We start from the raw sequence: 20387 nt of genomic DNA, 5'->3' as shown, positions 1-20387 counted from the left end.
ACGCCTCGACGACGAACTCAACCAGAAGTAGCCCTCCAGTTACCCAACACTCTCTGAGGCCGCTCGCCTCCCAGCTCGCCGGCGCCCGGTCAGCTGTGCAGCTGGCGACGCAGGGTCACCTCGGTGCCCTCGGCGGTACGCCGCACCGACAGGTCACCCAGCGCCTTGATCAGGGCCAGGCCGCGGCCCCGGAAGCCGGAGCCGGTCGACTCCCGCCACTGCCCGCTGTCGCGCACCGTGGCCGTCACCGTCCGGTCCTCGATGGTGACCTCCACCGCGATCATCGGCTCGGCCGGGGCGACCGGGTGCTCGATGGCGTTCGCGGCGGCCTCGGAGACCGCCACGGTCAGGTCGAACAGGTCGGTCTCGCCGACCGCGTGTGCGACCAGGAAGTCCTCCAGCCTCTTGCGCAGCACACTGAGCCGGGTGGGGTCGGCCGGCAGCCGCAGCGCGAAGCGGTTGACCTCGGCGGCCTCCAGCGCGAGCACCGCCACGTCGTCGCGGAGCGGTCGCCCGGCGACCCGCTCCACCACCGCGTCGATGAGGTCCGTCACGTGCTGACCCGGGGCGGCCGCGTCGAGGCGGAGCTGGGCCAGGGCCGCGTCGATGCCGAGCTGACGGTCCTCGATCAGCCCGTCGGTGTAGAGCAGCAGCCGGCTACCGGTGTGCAGCTCCCCCTCGACCGTCCGGTACGACGCGTCGGGGATGGCGCCGACCGGCGGGCCGAGCGCACGGCCGTGCAGGAACGTCACGTCGCCTCCTCGGATCAGCAGTGGGGACGGGTGACCGGCGCTGGCGTAGCGCAGCCGGGCGGTACGCGGGCTGAACAGCAGGCAGACCACCGTGGCGAAGGAGCGACGCTCCGTCGACCCGACCAGCCGGTTGAGCCGGGTCAGCGACCCTCCCGGATCGAAGCCCTCCAGCAGGTACGCCCGCAGCGCGTTGCGTAGCTGACCCATCGCCGCGGCGGCCTGCACCCCCTTGCCCACCACGTCGCCGATGACCAGCACCAGCTCGTCGTCGTCCAGCGCGATCACGTCGTACCAGTCGCCGCCGACCTCGACGTCGGCGCTGCCCGGCAGGTAGCGACTGGCCACCACCGCGCCGGGCAGCTGCGGCAACGAGCGGGGCAGCAGGCTGTGCTGCAACGTGGTGGCGATGCGGTGTTCGGCCTCGTAGAGCTGGGCGTTCTCCAGCCGCACTCCGACCAGCCGGGCCAGCTGGGTCAGCGCGGCCTCGTCGGCCTGGGCGCCGTCGCCGGCCGGCCGCCAGACCTGCAACTCACCCAGGTGCTCGCCGGCGGTGCCGGTCAGGGCGGCCACGAAGGACGGGTCGTCGGTGGTGGCGCGGCCGGCGTCGGCCTCGTAGCGGACTCTGCCCGCGGTGACCATCACCCGGGCGGCCTCGGCCAGGTTGAGCGCGTGCCCGGCGGCGACGTGGAGCACCTCGCCGGTGGACCGGGCGGTGTTCACGGCCACCGCCGCGTCGGCCAGCGCCCGCAGCCGGCGGATGATCTGGCCGCGCAGCTGGCCCAGCTCGACGTTCGCACGGACCCGGGCGATCAGCTCCTGGCCGGAGAACGGCTTGGTCAGGTAGTCGTCGGCGCCGACGGAGAGGCCGGCCACCGCCTCGGCGGAGCCGGCGCGCGCGGAGAGCAGCACGATCGGCAGGTGCCGGGTACGCGGGTCCCCGCGCAGCGCGGTGACCAGCCCGAAGCCGTCCAGTCGAGGCATCATCACGTCGGTGAGCACCAGGTCGAACCCGCCGGCGCGGGCCAGCGGCAGGGCCGCCAGGCCGTCGATCGCGGTGACCACCTCCCAGGTCGGGGAGAGCAGCCGGGTGACGTGTTCGCGCAGGTCCGCGTTGTCGTCGACGACGAGGATCCGACCGGCCGCCGCGTCCTCCGCCAGCCGCGCGGGAGGCGCCGGCGTCTCGGCGCCGGTCCAGAGGGCGGTCTCCGCGACGTAGAGCCGGGCCTGCTCCGGCTCGGCCGGCGGCGGCGTGCCGAGGTGGGCCACCCGGTCGGCCGGCAGGTGCGCCGACCCGAACGGGATGGTCACCGTGAAGGTGCTGCCCTCGTCGACCCGGCTGGTCAGCCCCGCCTCGCCGCCGTGCATCTCGACCAGCTCGCGGACCAGCGCCAGACCGATGCCGGTGCCCTCGTGGGTGCGGGCGCGCACCCCGGGCACCCGGTGGAACCGTTCGAAGACGTGCGGCAGCTCCGCCGGCACGATGCCCACGCCGGTGTCGGTCACCTCGAGCCGGGCGGCGCCGTCGACGGGGCGGATCCGGACCTGGATCTCCCCCTCGAAGGTGAACTTGACCGCGTTCGACACGAGGTTGAGGACGATCTTCTCCCACATGTCCCGGTCGACGAAGACCGGCGCGGGCAGCGGCGGGCAGTCCACCACCAGCCGCAGCCCGGCCCGGTCGGTGGCCGAGCGGAAGGTGCTGGCCAGTCGCGCGGTGTAGCCGGCCAGGTCGGTGGGTTGGTAGCTGGCGGCCAGCCGGCCGGACTCCAGCCGGGAGAAGTCCAGAACGGTGTTCACGAGCTTGAGCAGGCGCAGCGCGTTGCGGTGCATCACGGTGAGCCGGTCGGTGTACGCGGGCGGCAGCTCCGGGTCGGCCAGCAGGTCCTCCAGCGGGCCGAGCACCAGCGTCAGCGGGGTGCGGAACTCGTGGCTGACGTTGGCGAAGAAGTTGGTCTTGGCCCGGTCCAGTGCGGCCAGCTCGGTGACGCGGGCCCGCTCCTGCTCGTACGCCCGCTGCTTGCCCACCGCGCGGGAGATCTGGGCGGCGACCAGGTCGAAGAAGTCCCGGTACTCGTCGGTCAGCGGCAACCGGCGGGCCGCGCCCACCACCAGCGCGCCGACGGCCTCGTTGGTGGCCGTGATCGGCAGGACGAGGGCCCGGTCGGCGGCCTCGGCCGGCGGCGGGTCGAGCAGCTCGGCCACCGCGACCGTGGCGGGCGCCCCGCCGGCGGCGACCCGCGTGACCACCTCCGGCACGGCGTCGACCACAGCCGGCCCGGTGCCGCCGGTGCCGGCCGGGGCGAATCGGCCGTCGTCGTCGCCCAGGTAGATCAGCGCGAACGGCACATCCGCCCGGTGCCGGCCGAGCACCTCGGCGGCGGCCCGGCCGAGCCGCTCCGCGCTGCCCACGTCGGCCAACTCGGAACCCAACTCGGCCAACGTCCGCAGCCGGCGCTCGCCGAGCACCCGACCGGTGGTCTCGTTGACTATGCAGTAAACACCGGTGACCGAGCCGTCCGCGTCGCGGATCGGGTCGTAGGAGACGTCGAAGTAGGTCTCCTCAAGGAAACCGTGCCGGTCCAACAGGAAGGGGTGGTCCTCGCCGCGATAGGAGCGACCGGTGCGACGGACCGTGTCGAGCAGGGGGCCGAGCACGTCCCAGGTCTCCGACCAGTACTCCCGGGCCGGTCGACCCAGCACGTCCGGATGCTTGGCGCCGATCGTCGGACGGTAGGCGTCGTTGTAGAAGGCCAGCTCGTCCTCGCCCCAGAACATCACGATCTGCGCGCTGGAGGCGAGCATCATGCTGATCGCGCTGGAGAGCGCCGCCGGCCAGCCGGCCGGCACGCCGAGGGGGGTGGCGGCCCAGTCCAGGCGGCGCAACCGCTCGCCCATCTCGCCACCGCTGGCGAACGCGGCCGCGAGCAGCGGGGGGATCTCCGCGTCGTCCGTGGGGGACAACCCCGCGTCCGCGCCCCCCTGGACCGAGCTCATACAGCCTCCCGCTCCGGCCGTGCCCCGCAGCCGTTCGATCTTCACGCGCCGTGCCTCGACATGTACCCCGGCGGACCCGCAACGTAACGCACGCGGCTCGGCGGGCGCTGGTTACCTACACCTCAGCCGTCGGTCACCCGACAGGCGGGCCGGCGCGACGGCTGCCCCGCCCCACCGGGAGGCGGTCGCGGGGGGTCAGAAGACCGGCAGGCCGTCGATGCTCGCGGCGTTCTTCGTTGCCCGGTAGGCCACCAGATCCTCGGCGCTACGGCGTGAGTGTGACGTGAGCAACAGGTCCCGCTCGCCCTGGTAGTCCATCAGCGGAACGGCGTAGCCGCAGGAGTCGCTGACCCGCTCCACCTCCACCGTGATCACGGCCCGGACGGCGTGCGGGTCCGGCGGCTCGGGGAACTCGGCGAGCCGATCGGCGAAGGCGTCCTCGGTGACCGCGACGCTCGAACCCCGCCCGTGCAGCCGGAGAACCTTCGGCGGCCCGGCGAAGGAGCAGAACATCAACGTGATCCGCCCGTTGTCCCGCAGGTGGGCGATGGTCTCGGCGCCGCTGCCGTGATAGTCCAGGTAGGCGACCCGATGCGGGCCGAGGATCACGAAGGTGCCCCGCATGCCCTTCGGCGAGACGTTGACGTGCCCGTCGGCACCGGACGGCGCCGTGGCGACGAAGAAGACCGGCTGCTCCGCGATGAAGGCACGCAGCCGACCGTCGATCTCCGGATACACCTTGCCCATGCGCTGATCCTCGCACCGGCCGGCCAAGCCGTGGGTGCGGCGTACGTCACGTCGACGTGGAACGCGTCACCGCGATGCCGTCCGCCCGGGCGTCGACGCGACGCGGCCCAGGACGGGCGCCGGCAGCGGCCCGGACCAGCGCGGTGACCGGGCGAGGGTCGGGCTCGTTCTCCGGATGCCACTGCACCCCGAGGACGAACGGCCGGTCCGGGTCCTCCACCGCCTCGACGACGCCGTCCCCGGCCCACCCGGTGACCGCGAGCCGGCCCGGGTCCGCCACGGCCTGGTGGTGGTACGAGTTGACCCGGTCCACCCCGGCCAGCACGGTGGCCGCCAGACTGCCCGGCGCGAACCGCACCGGATGGCTGCCGTAGACGCCGGGCGCGGGGCGGTGCCCCTCGTGGCCGAGCACGTCCGGCAGGTGCTGGTGCAGGGTGCCGCCGTAGGCCACGGCGAGCAGTTGCATGCCCCGGCAGACGCCCAGCACCGGCAGGTCGGCGGCGAGCGCGGCGGCCAGCAGCGTCAGCTCGCCGGCGTCCCGGTCCGGCCGGGGCTCGGTGCGCGGGTCGGGGCTCTGGCCGTACCGCTGCGCTGCGACGTCCGCGCCGCCGGCCAGCAGCAACCCGTCGAGCACCGCCAGCACGTCGCCGTCCTCGTCGTCCGGGGGTAGCACCACCGCCCGGCCGCCGGCCGCGGTGACCGCCCGCACGTACGCTTCGGGCACCAGCACCGCCGGCACGCCCCGCCAGACCGCCCAGTCGGCCGGCTCGACGTACGCGCTGATCCCGATCAGCGGCCTCCTCATAGCGGCGTGACGTACGCGCCGGTGATGCCGCCGTCGACCACGAACTGCGCGGCGGTCATGAAGGAGGCGTCGTCGCTGGCCAGGAACGCCACCGCGGCGGCGATCTCCTCGGGTTGCCCGAACCGGCCCATCGGCACGTGCACCAGCCGGCGGGCGGCCCGCTCAGGGTCGGCGGCGAAGAGTTCCAGCAGCAGCGGGGTGGCCACCGGGCCGGGGCAGAGCGCGTTGACCCGGATGCCCTCCCGGGCGAACTGCACGCCCAACTCGCGGGTCATCGCCAGCACCCCGCCCTTGCTCGCGGTGTACGCGATCTGTGAGGTGGCCGCCCCCATCAGAGCCACGAACGAGGCGGTGTTGATGATCGCCCCCTTGCCCTGCCGGCGCATGTGCGGGATGGCGTACTTGCAGCAGAGGAAGACGCTCGTGGTGTTGACCTTCAGCACCCGCTCCCAGGCGTCGAGCCCGGTGTCCAGGATGGAGTCGTCCTCCGGCGGCGAGATGCCGGCGTTGTTGAACGCGATGTCGACCCGGCCGTGCCGCTCGGCCACCCCGTCGAAGAGGTCCCGTACCGCCGCCTCGTCGGCGACGTCGGTCGCCACGAACTCGCCGCCGCACTCGCCGGCGGCCCGCTTGCCGGCCTCGGCGTCGATGTCCACGCAGACGACCCGGGCACCCTCGGTGGCGAACCGTCGTACGGTGGCCAATCCGATGCCGCTGCCCGCTCCGGTGACCACGGCCACCCGATCCTGAAGACGACCCTGCACGGCGCTCACTCCTCTGTCGCGATGAACACGTTCTTGACGTCGGTGAAGGCGTGCAGCGCGTCCGGGCCCAGTTCGCGGCCCAGCCCGGAGCGCTTCATCCCGCCGAACGGGGTCCAGTACCGCACCGAGGAGTGCGAGTTGACGCTGAGGTTGCCCGATTCGACCGCGCGGGCCATCCGCAGCGCGCGGCCGACGTCCCGGGTCCAGATCGAGCCGGACAGCCCGTACTCGGTGTCGTTGGCGAGCCGTACCGCGTCGGCCTCGTCGTCGAACGGCAGCACCGAGACCACGGGTCCGAAGATCTCCTCCCGCCAGTGCCGGTCGGCCGGCGAGTCGGCCAGCAGCACGGTCGGCGCGTGCCAGAAGCCGCCGCCGTCCGGGCGGGAGCCGGTGAAGGCGACCCGGGCGCCGTCGAGGTACCCGGCCACCCGGTCACGCTGGGCGGCGGAGATCAGCGGGCCCATGTCGGCCGTGTCCCGGGCCGGGTCCTCGACCCGCACCGCGCGTACCGCCGGTTCCAGCAGCTCCAGGAAGCGGTCGTACACCGGGCGTTGGACCAGGATGCGGGAGCGGGCGCAGCAGTCCTGGCCGGCGTTGTCGAAGACCGCGGCGGGGGCGGTGGCGGCGGCGCGTTCCAGGTCGGCGTCGGCGAAGACGACGTTGGCGCTCTTGCCGCCCAGCTCCAGGGTGAGCCGCTTCACCTGGGCCGCGCAGCCGGCCATGATCCGGGTGCCGACCTCGGTGGAGCCGGTGAAGCAGATCTTGCGGACCGCCGGGTGGCTGACGAACCGCTCCCCCACCACCGCGCCCTCGCCGGGTACGACGGTGAACACGTCGTCGGGCAGGCCGGCCTCGCGGCCCAGCTCGGCCAGGCGCAGCGCGGTGAGCGGCGTCAGCTCGGCGGGCTTGAGCACCACCGTGTTGCCGGCGGCCAGGGCCGGGGCGAAACCCCAGGCGGCGATGGGCATCGGGAAGTTCCACGGCACGATGACGCCGACCACGCCCAGCGGCTCGTGGAAGGTGACGTCCAGCCCGCCGGGCACCGGGATCTGCCGGCCGGTCAGCCGCTCCGGCGCGCCCGCGTAGTAGTCGAGCACGTCGCGGACGTTGCCGGTCTCCCAGCGGGCGTTGCCGATGGTGTGCCCCGAGTTGCGCACCTCGAGCGCGGCCAACTCGTCGAGGTGCGCGTCCACGACGGCGGCGAACCGCCGCAGCAGCCGTGCCCGCTCCCCCGGCGCGACGGTCCGCCACGACTCGTACGCCGTCGCGGCTCGCGAAATGACCGTGTCCACCTCCTGCACGGAGGCCCCCGGAACCTCGCGGAATCCCTCCCCGGTGCTCGGATCCACCACCACGGTCACGCGTCCCACCCCGCTTCGCCGATCATGGAGCTGTGGCGCCGCACGGAAGCCGCGGTCGGTCTACAGGCGTTCGAAGCCACGGGTCAGCTCCCAGTCCGTCACGGCGGCGTCGAAGGCGGCCAGCTCGACGCGGGCCTGGTTGGCGTAGTGGGCGACCACCTCGTCGCCGAAGGCGTCCCGCGCCACGGTCGAGCCCTCCCACAGGGCGAGCGCGTCGCGCAGGGTGCCGGGCACCCGCTCGGCCTCCGGATCGTCGTACGCGTTGCCGGTGCACTCCGCGCCCAGTTCCAGCTCCCGCTCGATGCCGTGCAGCGCGCCGGCGACCAGCCCGGCGATCGCCAGGTACGGGTTGACGTCGGCGCCGGGCACCCGGTTCTCCACCCGCATGCCCTGCCCGTGCCCCACCACCCGCAGCGCGCAGGTGCGGTTGTCCACCCCCCAGCGCAGCGCGGTCGGCGCGAACGACCCTGGCTGGTAACGCTTGTACGAGTTGATGTTCGGCGCGAAGAGCAGGCTGAACTCCCGCATGGTGGCCAGCAGCCCGGCGAGCACCCGCTGCCCGGTGGGCGACAGGTGCGCCGGCCCGTCACCGAGCAGGGCCGAGGCGCCGGCGGAGTCCCGCAGCGAGAAGTGGATGTGGCAGGAGTTGCCCTCGCGGGCGTTCGGCTTGGCCATGAAGGTGATCGCCATGCCCTCCTGGGCGGCGATCTCCTTGGCTCCGTTCTTGTAGATCACGTGGTGGTCCGCGCAGGCCACCGCCTCGTCGTACCGGAAGGCGATCTCGTGCTGGCCGAGGTTGCACTCGCCCTTGGCGCTCTCCGGGGTCAGCCCGGCGCCGGCCATCTCGGTGCGGATGCGCCGCAGCAGCGGCTCCACCCGGGCCGTGCCGAGCAGCGAATAGTCCACGTTGTACTGGTTGGCCGGGGTCAGTTCGCGGTAGCCGCGCCGCCAGGCGTCCTCGTACGAGTCGCGGAAGAGCACGAACTCCAACTCGGTGCCGGCGTACGCGGTCAGCCCGTGCTCCGCCAGCCGGGCCAACTGCCGGCGCAGGATCTGCCGGGGCGAGGCGACCACGTCGCCGGAGCCGTCCAGCCAGGCCAGGTCGGCCAGCAGCAGGGCGGTGCCCGGTTGCCAGGGCGTCCGGCGCAGCGTGCCGAAGTCCGGCACCATCGCGAGGTCGCCGTAGCCGCGCTCCCAGCTCGACATCGCGTACCCGTCGACGGTGTTCATGTCGACGTCCACGGCGAGCAGGTAGTTGCAGCCCTCGCTGCCGTGCGCGACCACCTGGTCGAGGAAGTAGGGGGCGTGGAACCTCTTGCCCTGCAGGCGGCCCTGCATGTCGACCAGGGCGAGCACCACCGTGTCGATCTCGCCCTCGGCGACGGCGACCCGCAGTTGTTCCAGCGTGAGCGGAGCTTTCCTCATTCGCGGGCCTCCATCACCAAGGTCTACTGGCAAACCGGATCACCGTCAATGCCCCCACCCACCGCCCCGGATGCAAGGAGGGGCCCCTTGTTATCGGATTTTGTTGTACAAGGGGCCCCTCCTAACCGCAGGGCGTGGTTCAGAAGGGCTCGGCGGGCGTACGCGGGGACGGCTCCTCGACGGTGCGCACGGGGCCGGTGAACCACTTGCGGGCTGAGGCGTACCACCAGACGCCGACCAGCAGCAGCACCCCGCCGACGGCCAGCGGCGCGTAGTTCACCGCCGACCAGGTGAAGTCGTCGTTGCCGGGGACTCCCGCGGGCACGATCGGCAGCACGAAGTAGATCGAGATGACGACGATCTCGACCACCGCTATCCAGCCGAGGATCTTGTACTTCGGCCCCAACGTCCACGGCCCGGGTACGAACCGGTCGCCCATCCTCAGCCGCAGCGCGATCGGGATGAAGAAGGACAGGTACAGCCCGATCACCGCGACCGAGACCACCGCGTAGAAGGCGATCGGGATGCCGGACGGGCTCTCGTAGAGCGCCGGCAGGGTGAGCACCAGACCGGCCAGGGTCGCGCCGATGATCGCGTTGGCCGGGGTGCCGTTACGGTCGACCTTGGACCACAGCCGCCAGCCGGGCACCGCCCGGTCGCGGCTGAACGCGTACGCCATCCGGCTCATCGAGGTCACGCAGCTCATCCCGCAGAAGAACTGCCCGATGGTGGAGATGATGATGACGGTCTTGAAGAAGACTGGAGTCAGCGCGGACTCGAAGATGGCGCCGGAGAAGCCGCCGGCGGCGTTGACCGCCTCGACGTCGGTGGCCGCGAAGAGGAACGCCAGCAGCAGGATCCAGCCACCGATCGCCGAGTAGAAGATTGACTGCCAGAGGCCCCGGGCGGCAGCCTGGGAGGCGCCCCGGGTCTCCTCCGAGACGTGCGCGCAGGCGTCGAAGCCGGTGATCGTGTACTGGGTGAGCAGGAAGCCCAGCGGCAGCACGTAGAACCAGAAGCTCAGCCCACCGGTGTCCCCGTCGCCGAACCCGGAGTTGTTGAACCGCTCGGTGAACACGAACTGGAAGCTCTGGTGGTTGTCGGGGACGAAGACCAGGATGGCCACCACGGCGGCGGCGCCGGCCACGTGCCACCAGACCGAGACGTTCTGGAGTACGTCGATGATCCGGTGGCCGAAGATGTTGATCAGGCCGTGCAACGCCAGGATGATCACGAAGAGGATGAACGCCTGGCGCAGCGTTCCGGCCCAGCCGTCGAAGAGCGCCGACAGGGTGAGGTTGAGGAAGGTGGCGCAGCCGTAGTCGACCGACGCGGTGACCGCGACCAGCCCGATCAGGTTGAGCCAGCCGGTGAACCAGCCGTGCACCGGCCGACCCATGGTCGCCGCCCACCAGTAGATCCCGCCCGCGGTCGGGTACGCCGACACCAGCTCCGCCATGCAGAAGCCGATGATCAGGATGAACAGCGAGATCAGCGGCCAGCCCCAGGAGATCGCGACCGGGCCGCCGTTGTTCCACGCCTGGCCGAAGGTGGTGAAGCAGCCGGCCAGGATCGAGATGATCGAGAACGAGATGGCGAAGTTGGAGAAGCCGCTCCACTTGCGGCGCAGCTCCTGCTTGTAGCCGAGTTCGGCGAGCCGTCGGGCGTCGTCGTCCATCGGTTGCTCGGCGGTCGGCACGGGTGTTGTGGCCACTGCACACCTCCCTGAGGTGGTTCCGCGTGCGAGTGGGCAAAGTGTCGTCCCGCCGATCAAGGCGGTCAATACGGCGCGGGTGGGAATCTCACCGCCGGCGGGCTAATTGCGTTGCCGCCCGACCGGCCCGGCCGCATGCTTGAGCCTGTGACCAGGCCCGATCACGACGGGCCACCGCCGGGCGCTCGGCAACGCCCGGTCCGCGGCGGCGCGGGGCGCCCACCTCTCTCTCACGTACGGCGTGCTCCGCCGTACCCGACGGGTGCCCCGCGCCGCCGCCCCTACCCGAGCTTTCAGGTCAGCAGCAGGCCCAGCACCCAGAGGGCGGCGACCAGCAGGCCGGCGAGGAACTCGACAAGCATGGACAACCCGGCGGCCGCCACCGCCTGCTTCGTGGCCGGCCAGGCCAGCCGGGAGTCGCCCAGCCGCAGCCGTTCGGCGACCCACACCCCGCCGACGAAACCGAGCACCACCCCGACCACCGGGATCACGAAGAAGCCGATGAGGCCCAGCACCCCGCCGGCGAGCAGCGACGAGGTCGGCACCCCGGTGCGTTTCAGGTTCCGCCCGGGCCAGGCGTACTTGATGACGGTGCCGCCGGCGGCGACCACCGTCGCGGCGGCCAGCACCGCCCACCGGCCGGCGCCGGAGCCGCCGAAGAGTGCCCAGACCAGCACCCCGCCCCAGCACAGCGGCAACGCCGGCAGGCCGGGCACCACCACCCCGGCCAGCCCGGCGAGGATGGCCAGCCCGGCGAGCACGGTGACCGCCGCCTGGGTGTCGCTCAGACCCATCCGGCTGCTCCCCCACCCCTCATGCCGCCGCCTCCCCGACGCCCGTCGCCGCTCATACCGCCGCCTCCCCGTCCAACGCCCCGGCGCTCATCCCGGCGGTTCCCCGCCGCGTAGCCGGTCGGTGATGTCGTCCGCCGGCATCGGGGCACCGAAGTACCGGCCCTGGCCGGTGTCGCAGCGCAGCGCCCGCAGCCGCTCCGCCTGCACCTCGGTCTCCACCGCCTCGGCGGTCACCCAGAGCTCCAGCGCGTGGGCCAGCCGGACCAGCGCGTCGACGATCCGCTCGTCCCGGTGGTCGGCCGCGGCGTCGATGGCGTCGCCGCGGATCCCCTCCACGAACGGGCCGGCGAGCTTCAGGCAGTGGATCGGCAGCCGGCGCAGGTACGCCAGGTTGGAGTATCCGGTGCCGAAGTCGTCCACGGCCAGCCGCACGCCCAGCGCGGCGAGCCGGTAGAGGCTGCGCAGCGGCTCACCGGCACTGCCCATCACGGCGCTCTCGGTCAGCTCCAACTGGAGCAGCTCCGCCGGCAGCCCGCTGGTACGCAGCACGTCGGCCACGGTCGCCACGATCGTCGGCTCGTCGGCCTGCCGGCCGGCCAGGTTCACGCTGACCACGAGCCGCGCCTCGGGGAACTCCCGCCACCACCGCTCGGCGTCCCGGCAGGCCCGCCGCAGCACCCATTCGCCGAGCCGGACGATCAGGCCGGTCTCCTCGGCCAGGCCGATGAACCGGTCCGGCCCGATCAGGCCCAGCTCCGGGTGCTGCCAGCGGACCAGCGCCTCCACGGCCAGCATGGTGCCGTCGATCAGCGACACGATCGGCTGGTAGTGCAGCACGAACTCGCCCCGGTCCAGTGCCGCCGGCAGTCCGGCCACCAGCGCCGAGCGGGCGATGTCGCGGGCGCTGCGTTCCGGGTCGTAGACCGCCCACCGGCCCCGGCCCTCCGCCTTCGCCCAGTAGAGCGTGGTGTCCGCGGCCTTCATCAGCTCCGACGCGCTGGTCGACGCGGCCGGGCAATCGACGATGCCCACGCTGGCCGAGATGGCCAGTTGCTGGTCGCCGACGTGCACCGGGGCACACCGCGGCCAGCGCCGCCTCGGCCACGGCCACCGCGTCGTCGACGCCGTCGCCGCCGTCGACCAGGATGACGAACTCGTCGCCGCCCATCCGGGCCACCAGGTGCCCGTGGCCGGCCACGCACTCGGCCAGCCGTCGGGCGATCACGATCAGCAGCCGGTCACCGAGGTCGTGGCCGAGGCTGTCGTTGATCGCCTTGAAGCCGTCCAGGTCGAGGAAGCAGATGCCGACCCGCTGCCCCGGCCCGGCGGTGTCGAGGACCCGGCCCAGGGTCTCGAAGAACAGCGTCCGGTTGGGCAGGCCGGTCAGCGGATCGTGCAACGCCTGGAAGCGCAGCCGCTGCTGGAGTTCGTACCGCTCGGTGATGTCCTCGATCATCGCGACGGTGAAGCGGGGCCGGCCGTCGTCGTGCCGGACCAGCGAGACGGCCAGGTCCGTCCAGACCACGCTGCCGTCCTTGCGGTGGTAGCGCTTCTCCACCCGGGCGGTGTCCTGCTTGCCCTCGATCAGCTCCTGGTAGAGCTCCCACATGCCGGCGGCGTCGTCGGTGTGGAACAGCGCCGCCACGTTGCTGTGACACAGCTCCTCGGTCGTGTAGCCGAGCATGTCGGCGAACGCCTGGTTGACGTCGATGATCGTGCCGTCCACACCGGCGATGCCGATCCCGATCGCGGCACCGGTGAAGACCGCCCGGAAGCGGGCCTCGCTGTCGCGCAGGGCCTGTTCCACCTCGTCGCGCGCCTGCCAGGCGGAGCGGGCGATCCGCTCCTGCTGGCTGAAGGTGCGGTCCCGCAGGGCACGGGCGAAGCCGGCGGCCAGCCCGGCCTGCAGCGCGGCGATCCGCTCGGCCATGTCGCCCGGCCGATCGTCGGCGGTCAGCACCCGGCGCGGGAACGCCTCGCCGAGCGCGCGCACCGACCACTCCAGCACCCGCGGCTCGGTCAGGTGCGCCTCGACCAGCGCCCGGCCGACCTCCTCGGCGGGCCGGGCCGAGAACGGCTCGGCCCGTACCGCCTGCGCGAGCCGCACGGTGTGCGCCAGCAGCAGCCGTTCGGCCTCGGCCGCGCTGAGCGGCACGAAGCCGAGACGGCGTACCGCACGGGCCCAGTCGACGGCGTACCCGTGGGCGTCGGCCCGGCCGACGTCGGCCCCGGCGGGATCTCCGACGGCGGCCACCGGATCAGCCGGCGGGCTGGTCGTACCGGGCGACGCCGCCGAAGGCGCCGAACCGCTCCGGGTGCTCGTCCACGTCGGACGGTGAGTCGGGGCGCCACAGCGGCATGTGCACCACGCCGGGCTCCAGCAGCGTCCAGTCGCCGAAGAACCCGGTGATCTGCGCGCGGGAGCGCAGGGTGATCTCGGTGTCGGTACGGGCGGAGAGCCGCTGGGCGTCGAGCATCTCCTGCGGCTGGTCCTCGAAGGTGGAGTGCGAGATCACCAGGAAGCTGCCCGGAGCCGCGGCGGCCCGCAGGGTGGCCATGATGTCCTCGGGCCGGTCGGCGTCCGGGATGAAGTGCACCACCCCGGCGAGCAGGATGCCCATCGGCCGGCTGAAGTCGATCAGCCCCAGTTCCCGGGTCTCGGCGAGAATCCGCTCCGGCTCGCGCAGGTCGGCGTGGATCACGCCGGTCAGGTCGTTGCCGGCCAGCAGTTCCCGGCTGTGCGCGACGGCCACCGGGTCGATGTCGACGTAGACCACCCGGGCCTTCGGGTTCGCCCCCTGGGCGACCTCGTGCACGTTGCCCACGGTGGGTATCCCGGAGCCGATGTCGAGAAACTGGTCGATGCCGGCGTCGAGCAGCGCCCGGACCGCCCGGCGCAGGAAGTCCCGGCCGGAGCGCATGGTGGCGGCGAGGTTCGGGGTCATGCGCGCGATCTGCTCGGCCAACTGCCGGTCGATCTCGAAGTTGTGCGCCCCGCCCAGGAAATAGTCGTACACCCGGGCCGCGCTCGGCCTGGTCAGATCGATCTCGGTCGGCAGTCCGTCCGGCATGAGCGTGCTCCCCAGTTCATCGCCGCGGCGCGGGACGGCACCGGTTTCGGCGCGCACCTTTCGCACCCGCGCCCCACCGGCCGACCCGCGGATCGTGTGGTGTTGACCACTCTAGGCCGGCAGGTCCCGCGTCCGGGAGATCCCTTCACGCTCTTTCCGCGTCAGCCGGCGGACTCCAACAGCAGCGCGATGCCCTGCCCGACCCCGATGCACATGGTGGCCAGCGCCCGGCGGCCGCCCCGACGGCGCAGTTCGAGGGCGGCGGTCAGCGCGAGCCGGGCGCCGCTGGCACCCAGCGGGTGCCCCAGCGCGATGGCGCCGCCGTTGGGGTTGACGTGCTCGGCGTCCTCCGACAGTCCCAGCTCGCGCAGCACCGCCACGGACTGGGCGGCGAACGCCTCGTTCAGTTCGATCACGTCCACCGCGCCCAGCGCCATGCCGGCCCGGTCGAGCAGCTTGCGGGTGGCCGGCACCGGACCGATGCCCATCACCCGTGGCGGCACGCCGGCGGCGGCCGCCCCGCCGATGCGGGCCAGCGGGGTCAGGCCGTACCGGGCCACTGCGGCCTCGCTGGCCACCAGCAGCGCGACCGCGCCGTCGTTGACGCCCGACGAGTTGCCGGCGGTGACCGTGCCACCCTCGCGGAACGGGGTGGGCAGCGCGGCGAGCTTCTCCAGCGAGGTCTCGCGAGGGTGCTCGTCCACCTCGACCAGTCGGGTCTCCCGCCGGCCCGCCGGCACGCTGACCGGCACGATCTCCTCGGCGAAGCGGCCGTCGGCCTGCGCCTTGGCCGCGCGCTGCTGCGACCGGTACGCGAAGGCGTCCTGCTCGGCCCGGCCCACGCCGTACTCGGCGGCCACGTTCTCGGCGGTCTCCGGCATCGAGTCGATGCCCCAGCCCTGCTTCATCAGCGGGTTGACCAGCCGCCAGCCCAGGGTGGTGTCGTACACCTCGGCCGAGCGGGACCAGGCCGAGGTCGCCTTCGGCATGACGAACGGCGCCCGGCTCATGCTCTCCACCCCGCCGGCGACCACAAGCTCCGCCTCGCCGGCCACGATGGACCGAGCGGCGGTGGCGAGAGCGTCCAGCCCGGAGCCGCAGAGCCGGTTGACGGTGCTCCCCGGCACCTCCTCGGGCAGGCCGGCCAGCAACGCCGCCATCCGGGCCACGTTGCGGTTGTCCTCGCCGGCCTGGTTGGCGCAGCCCAGCACGACGTCGTCCACCCGGGCCCAGTCCACCGACGGGTGACGGGCGACCAGCTCGCGGATCACGTGCGCGGCCAGGTCGTCGGGGCGGACGCCGGCCAGCGCGCCGCCGTACCGGCCGATCGGGGTGCGGACACCAGCCACCAGGTATGCCACGGTCATCGCGAGTCCTTCGGGGGTGGGAAGGGCGGGGGCGGGGGTGTCCGCCGGGTCGCGGCGACTCCCCAGCCGCCAGGATATCCACGGTCGCAGCGGATAGGTTGACGGCATGGCCCGGGCCCAGTTCAGCGCAGAGACCAGTGGCGGCGGCGCGTTCGTCCGCCAACCCAACCGGTTCACCGGCCGGGTGACCACCGACTCCGACTCCCCGCCCGGCGGCGGACCGGACGCGCAGGACCGCTGGCCGCTGGAGCCGGGGCGCTACCGGCTGATCTGGTGCCGGGCCTGCCCGTGGGCGCACCGGGCCCGGATCGTACGGGGCCTGCTCGGCCTGGACGACGCCATCTCGCTGGGCACCGTCGACCCGATCCGCGACGAGCGGGGCTGGCGGTTCGCGCTCGACCCGGACGGGTTCGACCCGGTGCTCGGCGTCGGCTACCTCTCCGAGGCGTACCTGGCCACCGACCCGGACTACACCGGCCGGGTCACGGTGCCGGCGCTGGTCGACACGGTCACCGGGCGAGTGGTGACCAACGACTACCCGCAGCTCACCCTGGACTTCTCCACCGAGTGGCGGGCGCTGCACCGTCCCGGCGCGCCGGACCTCTACCCGGAGGCGCTGCGCCCGGAGATGGACGCGCTGATGGCCGAGATCCACGCCGACGTGAACAACGGCGTCTACCGGTGCGGGTTCGCCACCTCCCAGGAGGCGTACGACGAGGCGTTCCGGGCGCTCTTCGCCCGGCTGGACGCGCTCTCCGAGCGGCTGGCCGGCCAGCGGTACCTGATGGGCGACGCGATCACCGAGGCCGACGTGCGGCTCTTCACCACGCTGGTCCGCTTCGACGCCGCGTACCACGGGCACTTCAAGTGCAACCGGAACAAGCTGACCGAGATGCCGGTGCTCTGGGCGTACGCCCGCGACCTGTTCCAGACCCCGGGCTTCGGCGAGACGGTGGACTTCGACCACATCAAGCGGCACTACTACGGCACCCACCGGGAGATCAACCCGACCGGCATCGTGCCGCTCGGGCCCGACGAGTCCGGCTGGACCACGCCGCACGGGCGTGCCTGAGCCCGGCCGGGCCGGCACGACGGCGGCGCCCACCGACGGTGCGGACGACGTCGCACGCCGGGTGGCCGGGTCGGCCGCAGCCGGCTGCACGCTGGCCGGCGCGGTCGCGGTGACCGTCGCCCTGATCGCCGGTCCCGGTCCGGGACTCACCGGGTACGTCAGCGAGGCCGGCATCGCCGGCAGCGGCCACGCCGCGACGTACCGGATCGGGGTCTTCGCGCTGGCCGGCGCGCTGCTGCTGCTCGCCGCGGCGCTGCCGGCCGGGGTGCGGCTGGCAGCGGCGCTGCTCGCCGCCGGCGGCCTGCTCACCGGCCTGTCCGGGGCGGTGACCTGCACCGCCGGCTGCCCGCTGCCGCCGTTCGAGCGGGCCACGGTGGCGGACCTGGTGCACGGCGGGGCGAGCGTTGCCGCGACCGCCGCGGTGGTCCTCGCCATGGTCGCGCTCGCCGTGTCCGGTCCGGCGGATCGGACGCTGCGCCGGCTGGCCGCCGGCGCCGCCGCGCTGGCCCTGCCGCTCTGCGCGGCGGTGGGGCTGGCCATGCTCATCGTCGGCCGGGGCACCCTGGTGGGCGTGCTGGAGCGGCTGGTCCTCGCGCTGACGGTGCTGTGGGGCCTGACCACCGCCACGGCACTCGCCGTCGCGCGTAAGGAAGGGCCCCCTGTTAACGCCTCCGGTATAGGAGGGGCCCCCTCCTAACGCCTCGGCCGCCCGGCGGACCGTGCGCTCACCGGCCGGCGGTGTGTAAGGAGCCTCACCGGCATTGGTCCTTCCGTCTCGGAAAGGGCCGGCGTATTGTCGGCTGGCGATGACCAACGTCTGGTACCTGACCGTTCGCCTGTATGTCGATCTCCGACTGCAGGCCAGCGGCGTCTGTCCGGCGCAGCCGCTCTCCTGACGCCTGCCCCGACCCGACCAGACCTCATGGACGCGTTCTCATGCCTTTCGGCCTGCGCAAAATTCCCTTCTCCGTCCAGATCCTGCTCGGCCTCGTGCTCGGCGTGGCGCTCGGCTTCCTGGCCCGCGCCAACGACCTGAGCTGGCTGACCAGCACCCTGCACACCGTCGGCGGCCTCTTCGTCCAGCTGCTCAAGCTGGCCGTGCCGCCGCTGGTCTTCACCGCCATCGTGGTCAGCGTGGTCAGCCTGCGCGGCGTGGCGAACGCCGCCCGGCTGGCCGTGAAGACCCTGCTCTGGTTCGGCATCACCGCGCTGATCGCGGTGAGCATCGGCATCGGCCTCGGCCTGCTGACCAACCCGGGCAAGGGCGTCACCCTCGACGTCGGTGGGGCGGCCCCGCCGAAGACCACCGGCTCCTGGACCGACTTCCTCACCGGCATCGTGCCGACCAACCCGGTCGGCGCGTTCGTCGAGGGCAACGTGCTCCAGATCGTCTTCCTCGCCCTCGTGGTCGGCGCCGCGGCGCTGCTGGTCGGCGACGCCGCCGAGCCGTTCGTGGCGCTCAACCGCTCGCTGCTGGAGATCGTCCAGAAGGCGCTCTGGTGGGTGATCCGGCTCGCCCCGATCGGCACGCTCGGCCTGATCGGCAACGCCGTCGCCTCGTACGGCTGGGATCTGCTGGCCCCCCTCGCGAAGTTCACCACCGCCGTCTACGTCGGCTGCGCCATCGTGCTGTTCGTGGTCTACCCGCTGGTGTTGGTCCTCGCCGGGCGACTCAACCCGGTGCGCTTCTTCGCCGGCGCCTGGCCGGCGATCGAGCTGGCCTTCGTCTCCCGCTCCTCGGTGGGCACCATGCCGGTGACCCAGCGCTCCGTCGAGCGGCTCGGTGTGCCCCGCGAGTACGCCTCGTTCGCGGTGCCGTTCGGCGCCACCACGAAGATGGACGGCTGCGCCGCGATCTACCCGGCGCTGGCCGCGATCTTCGTGGCCCAGGTGTTCGGCGTGCAGCTCGGCGTCACCGACTACCTGCTGATCGCGTTCGTCTCGGTGGTCGGCTCGGCGGCCACCGCCGGCCTGACCGGCGCGATCGTGATGCTCACCCTGACCCTGAGCACGCTGGGTCTGCCGCTGGCCGGCGCCGGCCTGCTGCTGGCCATCGACCCGATCCTGGACATGATCCGGACCGCCACCAACGTGGCCGGGCAGGCACTGGTGCCGACCGTGGTCGCCGCCCGCGAGGGCACCCTGGACCGGGCCGCGTACGAGTCCGCCGGCCGGCGGGACCTGACCGACCCGGAGCCTGTCGCGGACAGCCGCCCCGAGCGGCGGGACGAGCTGAGCCCCGTTCCCGCCTGACCAGAAGTGCGACCCACGACGGGCCCCTCGACGAGGGGCCCGTCGTGGTGTCCGAGAGGATCACGAGATGAGCAAGCTGTTCACGCCCCTGGCCCTGCGCGCGGTGACCCTGCCGAACCGGATCGCCATGGCGCCGATGTGCCAGTACTCCGCCGGCCCGGACGGGCTGCCCACCGACTGGCACCTGGTCCACCTCGGCACCCGGGCGGTCGGCGGCGTCGGGCTGGTGCTGAGCGAGGCCACCGCCGTGCTGCCCGAGGGCCGGATCAGCCCCCAGGACACCGGGCTCTGGTCCGACGCGCACGTCGACGCGTGGCGGCCGGTCACCGCGTTCGTCGCCGGCCAGGGCGCCGTACCCGCGGTGCAGCTCGCCCACGCCGGCTTCAAGGCCTCCACGTACCGGCCGTGGGCCACGTCCAGCGGCGGCGTGCCGGACGCCGACGGCGGCTGGACCCCGGTCGGCCCGGGTGCCGAGCCGTTCGTCCCCACCTACCGGGTGCCGACCGCCCTCGACGCGGCCGGCATCGCCGGTGTCGTCGACGCGTTCGCCACCGCGGCCGGACGGGCGGTGGCCGCCGGCTTCGCCGCCGTGGAGATCCACGCCGCGCACGGCTACCTGCTGCACGAGTTCCTCTCCCCGCTCACCAACCATCGCACCGACGGCTACGGCGGCGACCGGGCCGCCCGGATGCGGCTCACCCTGGAGGTGGCCCGCGCGGTGCGCGCCACCGTCGGCGAGGACGTGCCGGTGCTGACCCGGATCTCCGCCACCGACTGGGTCGAGGGCGGCTGGACCGTGGAGGACAGCGTGGTGCTCGCCGGCGAGCTGGCCGGGGCCGGCGTGGACCTCGTCGACGCCTCCTCCGGCGGCGCCAGCGCCACCGCGAGCATCCCGGTCGGGCCCGGCTACCAGGTGCCGCTGGCCGCCCGGATCCGGCGCGAGGCCGGCGTACCGACCGGGGCGGTCGGCCTCATCGTCGAGCCGGAGCAGGCCGAGGAGATCATCTCCGCCGGCGAGGCCGACCTGGTGCTGCTCGGCCGGGAACTGCTGCGCGACCCGTACTGGCCACGCCGGGCCGCCGCGAAGCTCGGCGCCGAGCCCACCGGCACCGCCCAGTACGCGCGGGCGTGGTGACGATCGGGTGTTAGGAAGGGCCCCCTGTACAACGCCAGGCGGCGGATTCGAGGGGTCGTTGCAACGCGGGCGCTTAGCTGGTGACGGTTAGGAGCTTAGCGAGGCGCTCGGCTGGGGTATCCCAGCCGAGCGT

Annotated in this window: 14 protein-coding genes and 1 pseudogene; 4 read left to right on the top strand and 11 right to left on the bottom strand. The window is 73.1% G+C overall.

Translation table 11 applies throughout. The annotated features are described in order from the left end of the window. Nucleotides 1-89: 89 nt before the first annotated feature. The 11 genes and pseudogenes from ACFOW4_RS20545 to pcaF form a co-directional block, all read right to left on the bottom strand. Nucleotides 90-3746 carry a SpoIIE family protein phosphatase gene (locus ACFOW4_RS20545; protein ID WP_377530102.1) on the bottom strand — a complete coding sequence of 1219 codons (3657 nt, stop codon included), beginning with the start codon at nucleotides 3744-3746 and terminating at the stop codon, nucleotides 90-92. A 195-nt stretch (nucleotides 3747-3941) separates the two neighbouring features. Further along, complete coding sequence (locus ACFOW4_RS20540) at nucleotides 3942-4493, bottom strand: pyridoxamine 5'-phosphate oxidase family protein (protein ID WP_377530101.1); 552 nt, start codon at nucleotides 4491-4493, stop codon at nucleotides 3942-3944. Between the two features lie 46 nt (nucleotides 4494-4539). Next, entirely contained in the window at nucleotides 4540-5298 is a 759-nt protein-coding gene (locus ACFOW4_RS20535) for a gamma-glutamyl-gamma-aminobutyrate hydrolase family protein (protein WP_377530099.1), read from the bottom strand. Further along, nucleotides 5295-6062, bottom strand: coding sequence for a 3-oxoacyl-ACP reductase (locus ACFOW4_RS20530; RefSeq protein WP_377530097.1), 768 nt, complete (start codon nucleotides 6060-6062; stop codon nucleotides 5295-5297). Before ACFOW4_RS20530 ends, ACFOW4_RS20535 begins: the two co-directional genes overlap by 4 nt. Before the next feature lie 5 nt (nucleotides 6063-6067). Continuing rightward, complete coding sequence (locus ACFOW4_RS20525; protein ID WP_377530094.1) at nucleotides 6068-7423, bottom strand: aldehyde dehydrogenase family protein; 1356 nt, start codon at nucleotides 7421-7423, stop codon at nucleotides 6068-6070. A gap of 60 nt (nucleotides 7424-7483) precedes the next feature. After that, nucleotides 7484-8848, bottom strand: coding sequence for a glutamine synthetase family protein (locus tag ACFOW4_RS20520; protein WP_377530092.1), 1365 nt, complete (start codon nucleotides 8846-8848; stop codon nucleotides 7484-7486). 139 nt (nucleotides 8849-8987) lie between these two features. Further along, nucleotides 8988-10562 (bottom strand): amino acid permease, encoded by a 1575-nt coding sequence (locus tag ACFOW4_RS20515; protein WP_377530090.1) that lies wholly within the window; start codon nucleotides 10560-10562, stop codon nucleotides 8988-8990. A gap of 293 nt (nucleotides 10563-10855) precedes the next feature. Next, entirely contained in the window at nucleotides 10856-11356 is a 501-nt protein-coding gene (locus ACFOW4_RS20510; protein WP_377530088.1) for a DUF456 domain-containing protein, read from the bottom strand. A gap of 87 nt (nucleotides 11357-11443) precedes the next feature. Beyond that, nucleotides 11444-13610, bottom strand: a pseudogene (locus tag ACFOW4_RS20505) (putative bifunctional diguanylate cyclase/phosphodiesterase). Nucleotides 13611-13614: 4 nt separating this feature from the next. Then, nucleotides 13615-14427: an SAM-dependent methyltransferase gene (locus tag ACFOW4_RS20500; RefSeq protein ID WP_377530085.1), complete on the bottom strand. Its 813-nt coding sequence runs from the start codon at nucleotides 14425-14427 to the stop codon at nucleotides 13615-13617. Nucleotides 14428-14588: 161 nt separating this feature from the next. Further along, the gene (gene pcaF / locus ACFOW4_RS20495) at nucleotides 14589-15794 is read right to left on the bottom strand and encodes a 3-oxoadipyl-CoA thiolase (RefSeq protein WP_377530084.1); all 1206 of its coding nucleotides are present in this window, start codon (nucleotides 15792-15794) and stop codon (nucleotides 14589-14591) included. A 106-nt stretch (nucleotides 15795-15900) separates the two neighbouring features. Here pcaF and ACFOW4_RS20490 point away from each other — a divergent pair, with 106 nt between their 5' ends. From ACFOW4_RS20490 to ACFOW4_RS20475, 4 genes are all read left to right on the top strand, one after another. Further along, the gene (locus ACFOW4_RS20490) at nucleotides 15901-16866 is read left to right on the top strand and encodes a glutathione S-transferase family protein (protein WP_377530082.1); all 966 of its coding nucleotides are present in this window, start codon (nucleotides 15901-15903) and stop codon (nucleotides 16864-16866) included. Next, entirely contained in the window at nucleotides 16859-17563 is a 705-nt protein-coding gene (locus ACFOW4_RS20485) for a DUF998 domain-containing protein (protein ID WP_377530081.1), read from the top strand. Before ACFOW4_RS20490 ends, ACFOW4_RS20485 begins: the two co-directional genes overlap by 8 nt. A gap of 251 nt (nucleotides 17564-17814) precedes the next feature. Beyond that, a complete protein-coding gene (locus ACFOW4_RS20480) occupies nucleotides 17815-19119 on the top strand; it encodes a dicarboxylate/amino acid:cation symporter (RefSeq protein ID WP_377530104.1) in 1305 nt (434 codons plus the stop codon). 67 nt (nucleotides 19120-19186) lie between these two features. Beyond that, nucleotides 19187-20254: an NADH:flavin oxidoreductase/NADH oxidase gene (locus ACFOW4_RS20475; RefSeq protein WP_377530079.1), complete on the top strand. Its 1068-nt coding sequence runs from the start codon at nucleotides 19187-19189 to the stop codon at nucleotides 20252-20254. Nucleotides 20255-20387: the final 133 nt, after the last annotated feature.

It is taken from the genome of Micromonospora sp. GCM10011542 (assembly GCF_042650685.1).
In the GTDB taxonomy this organism is placed as follows: Bacteria; Actinomycetota; Actinomycetes; order Mycobacteriales; family Micromonosporaceae; genus Micromonospora.
This window is presented reverse-complemented; position numbering and strand designations above follow the sequence as displayed.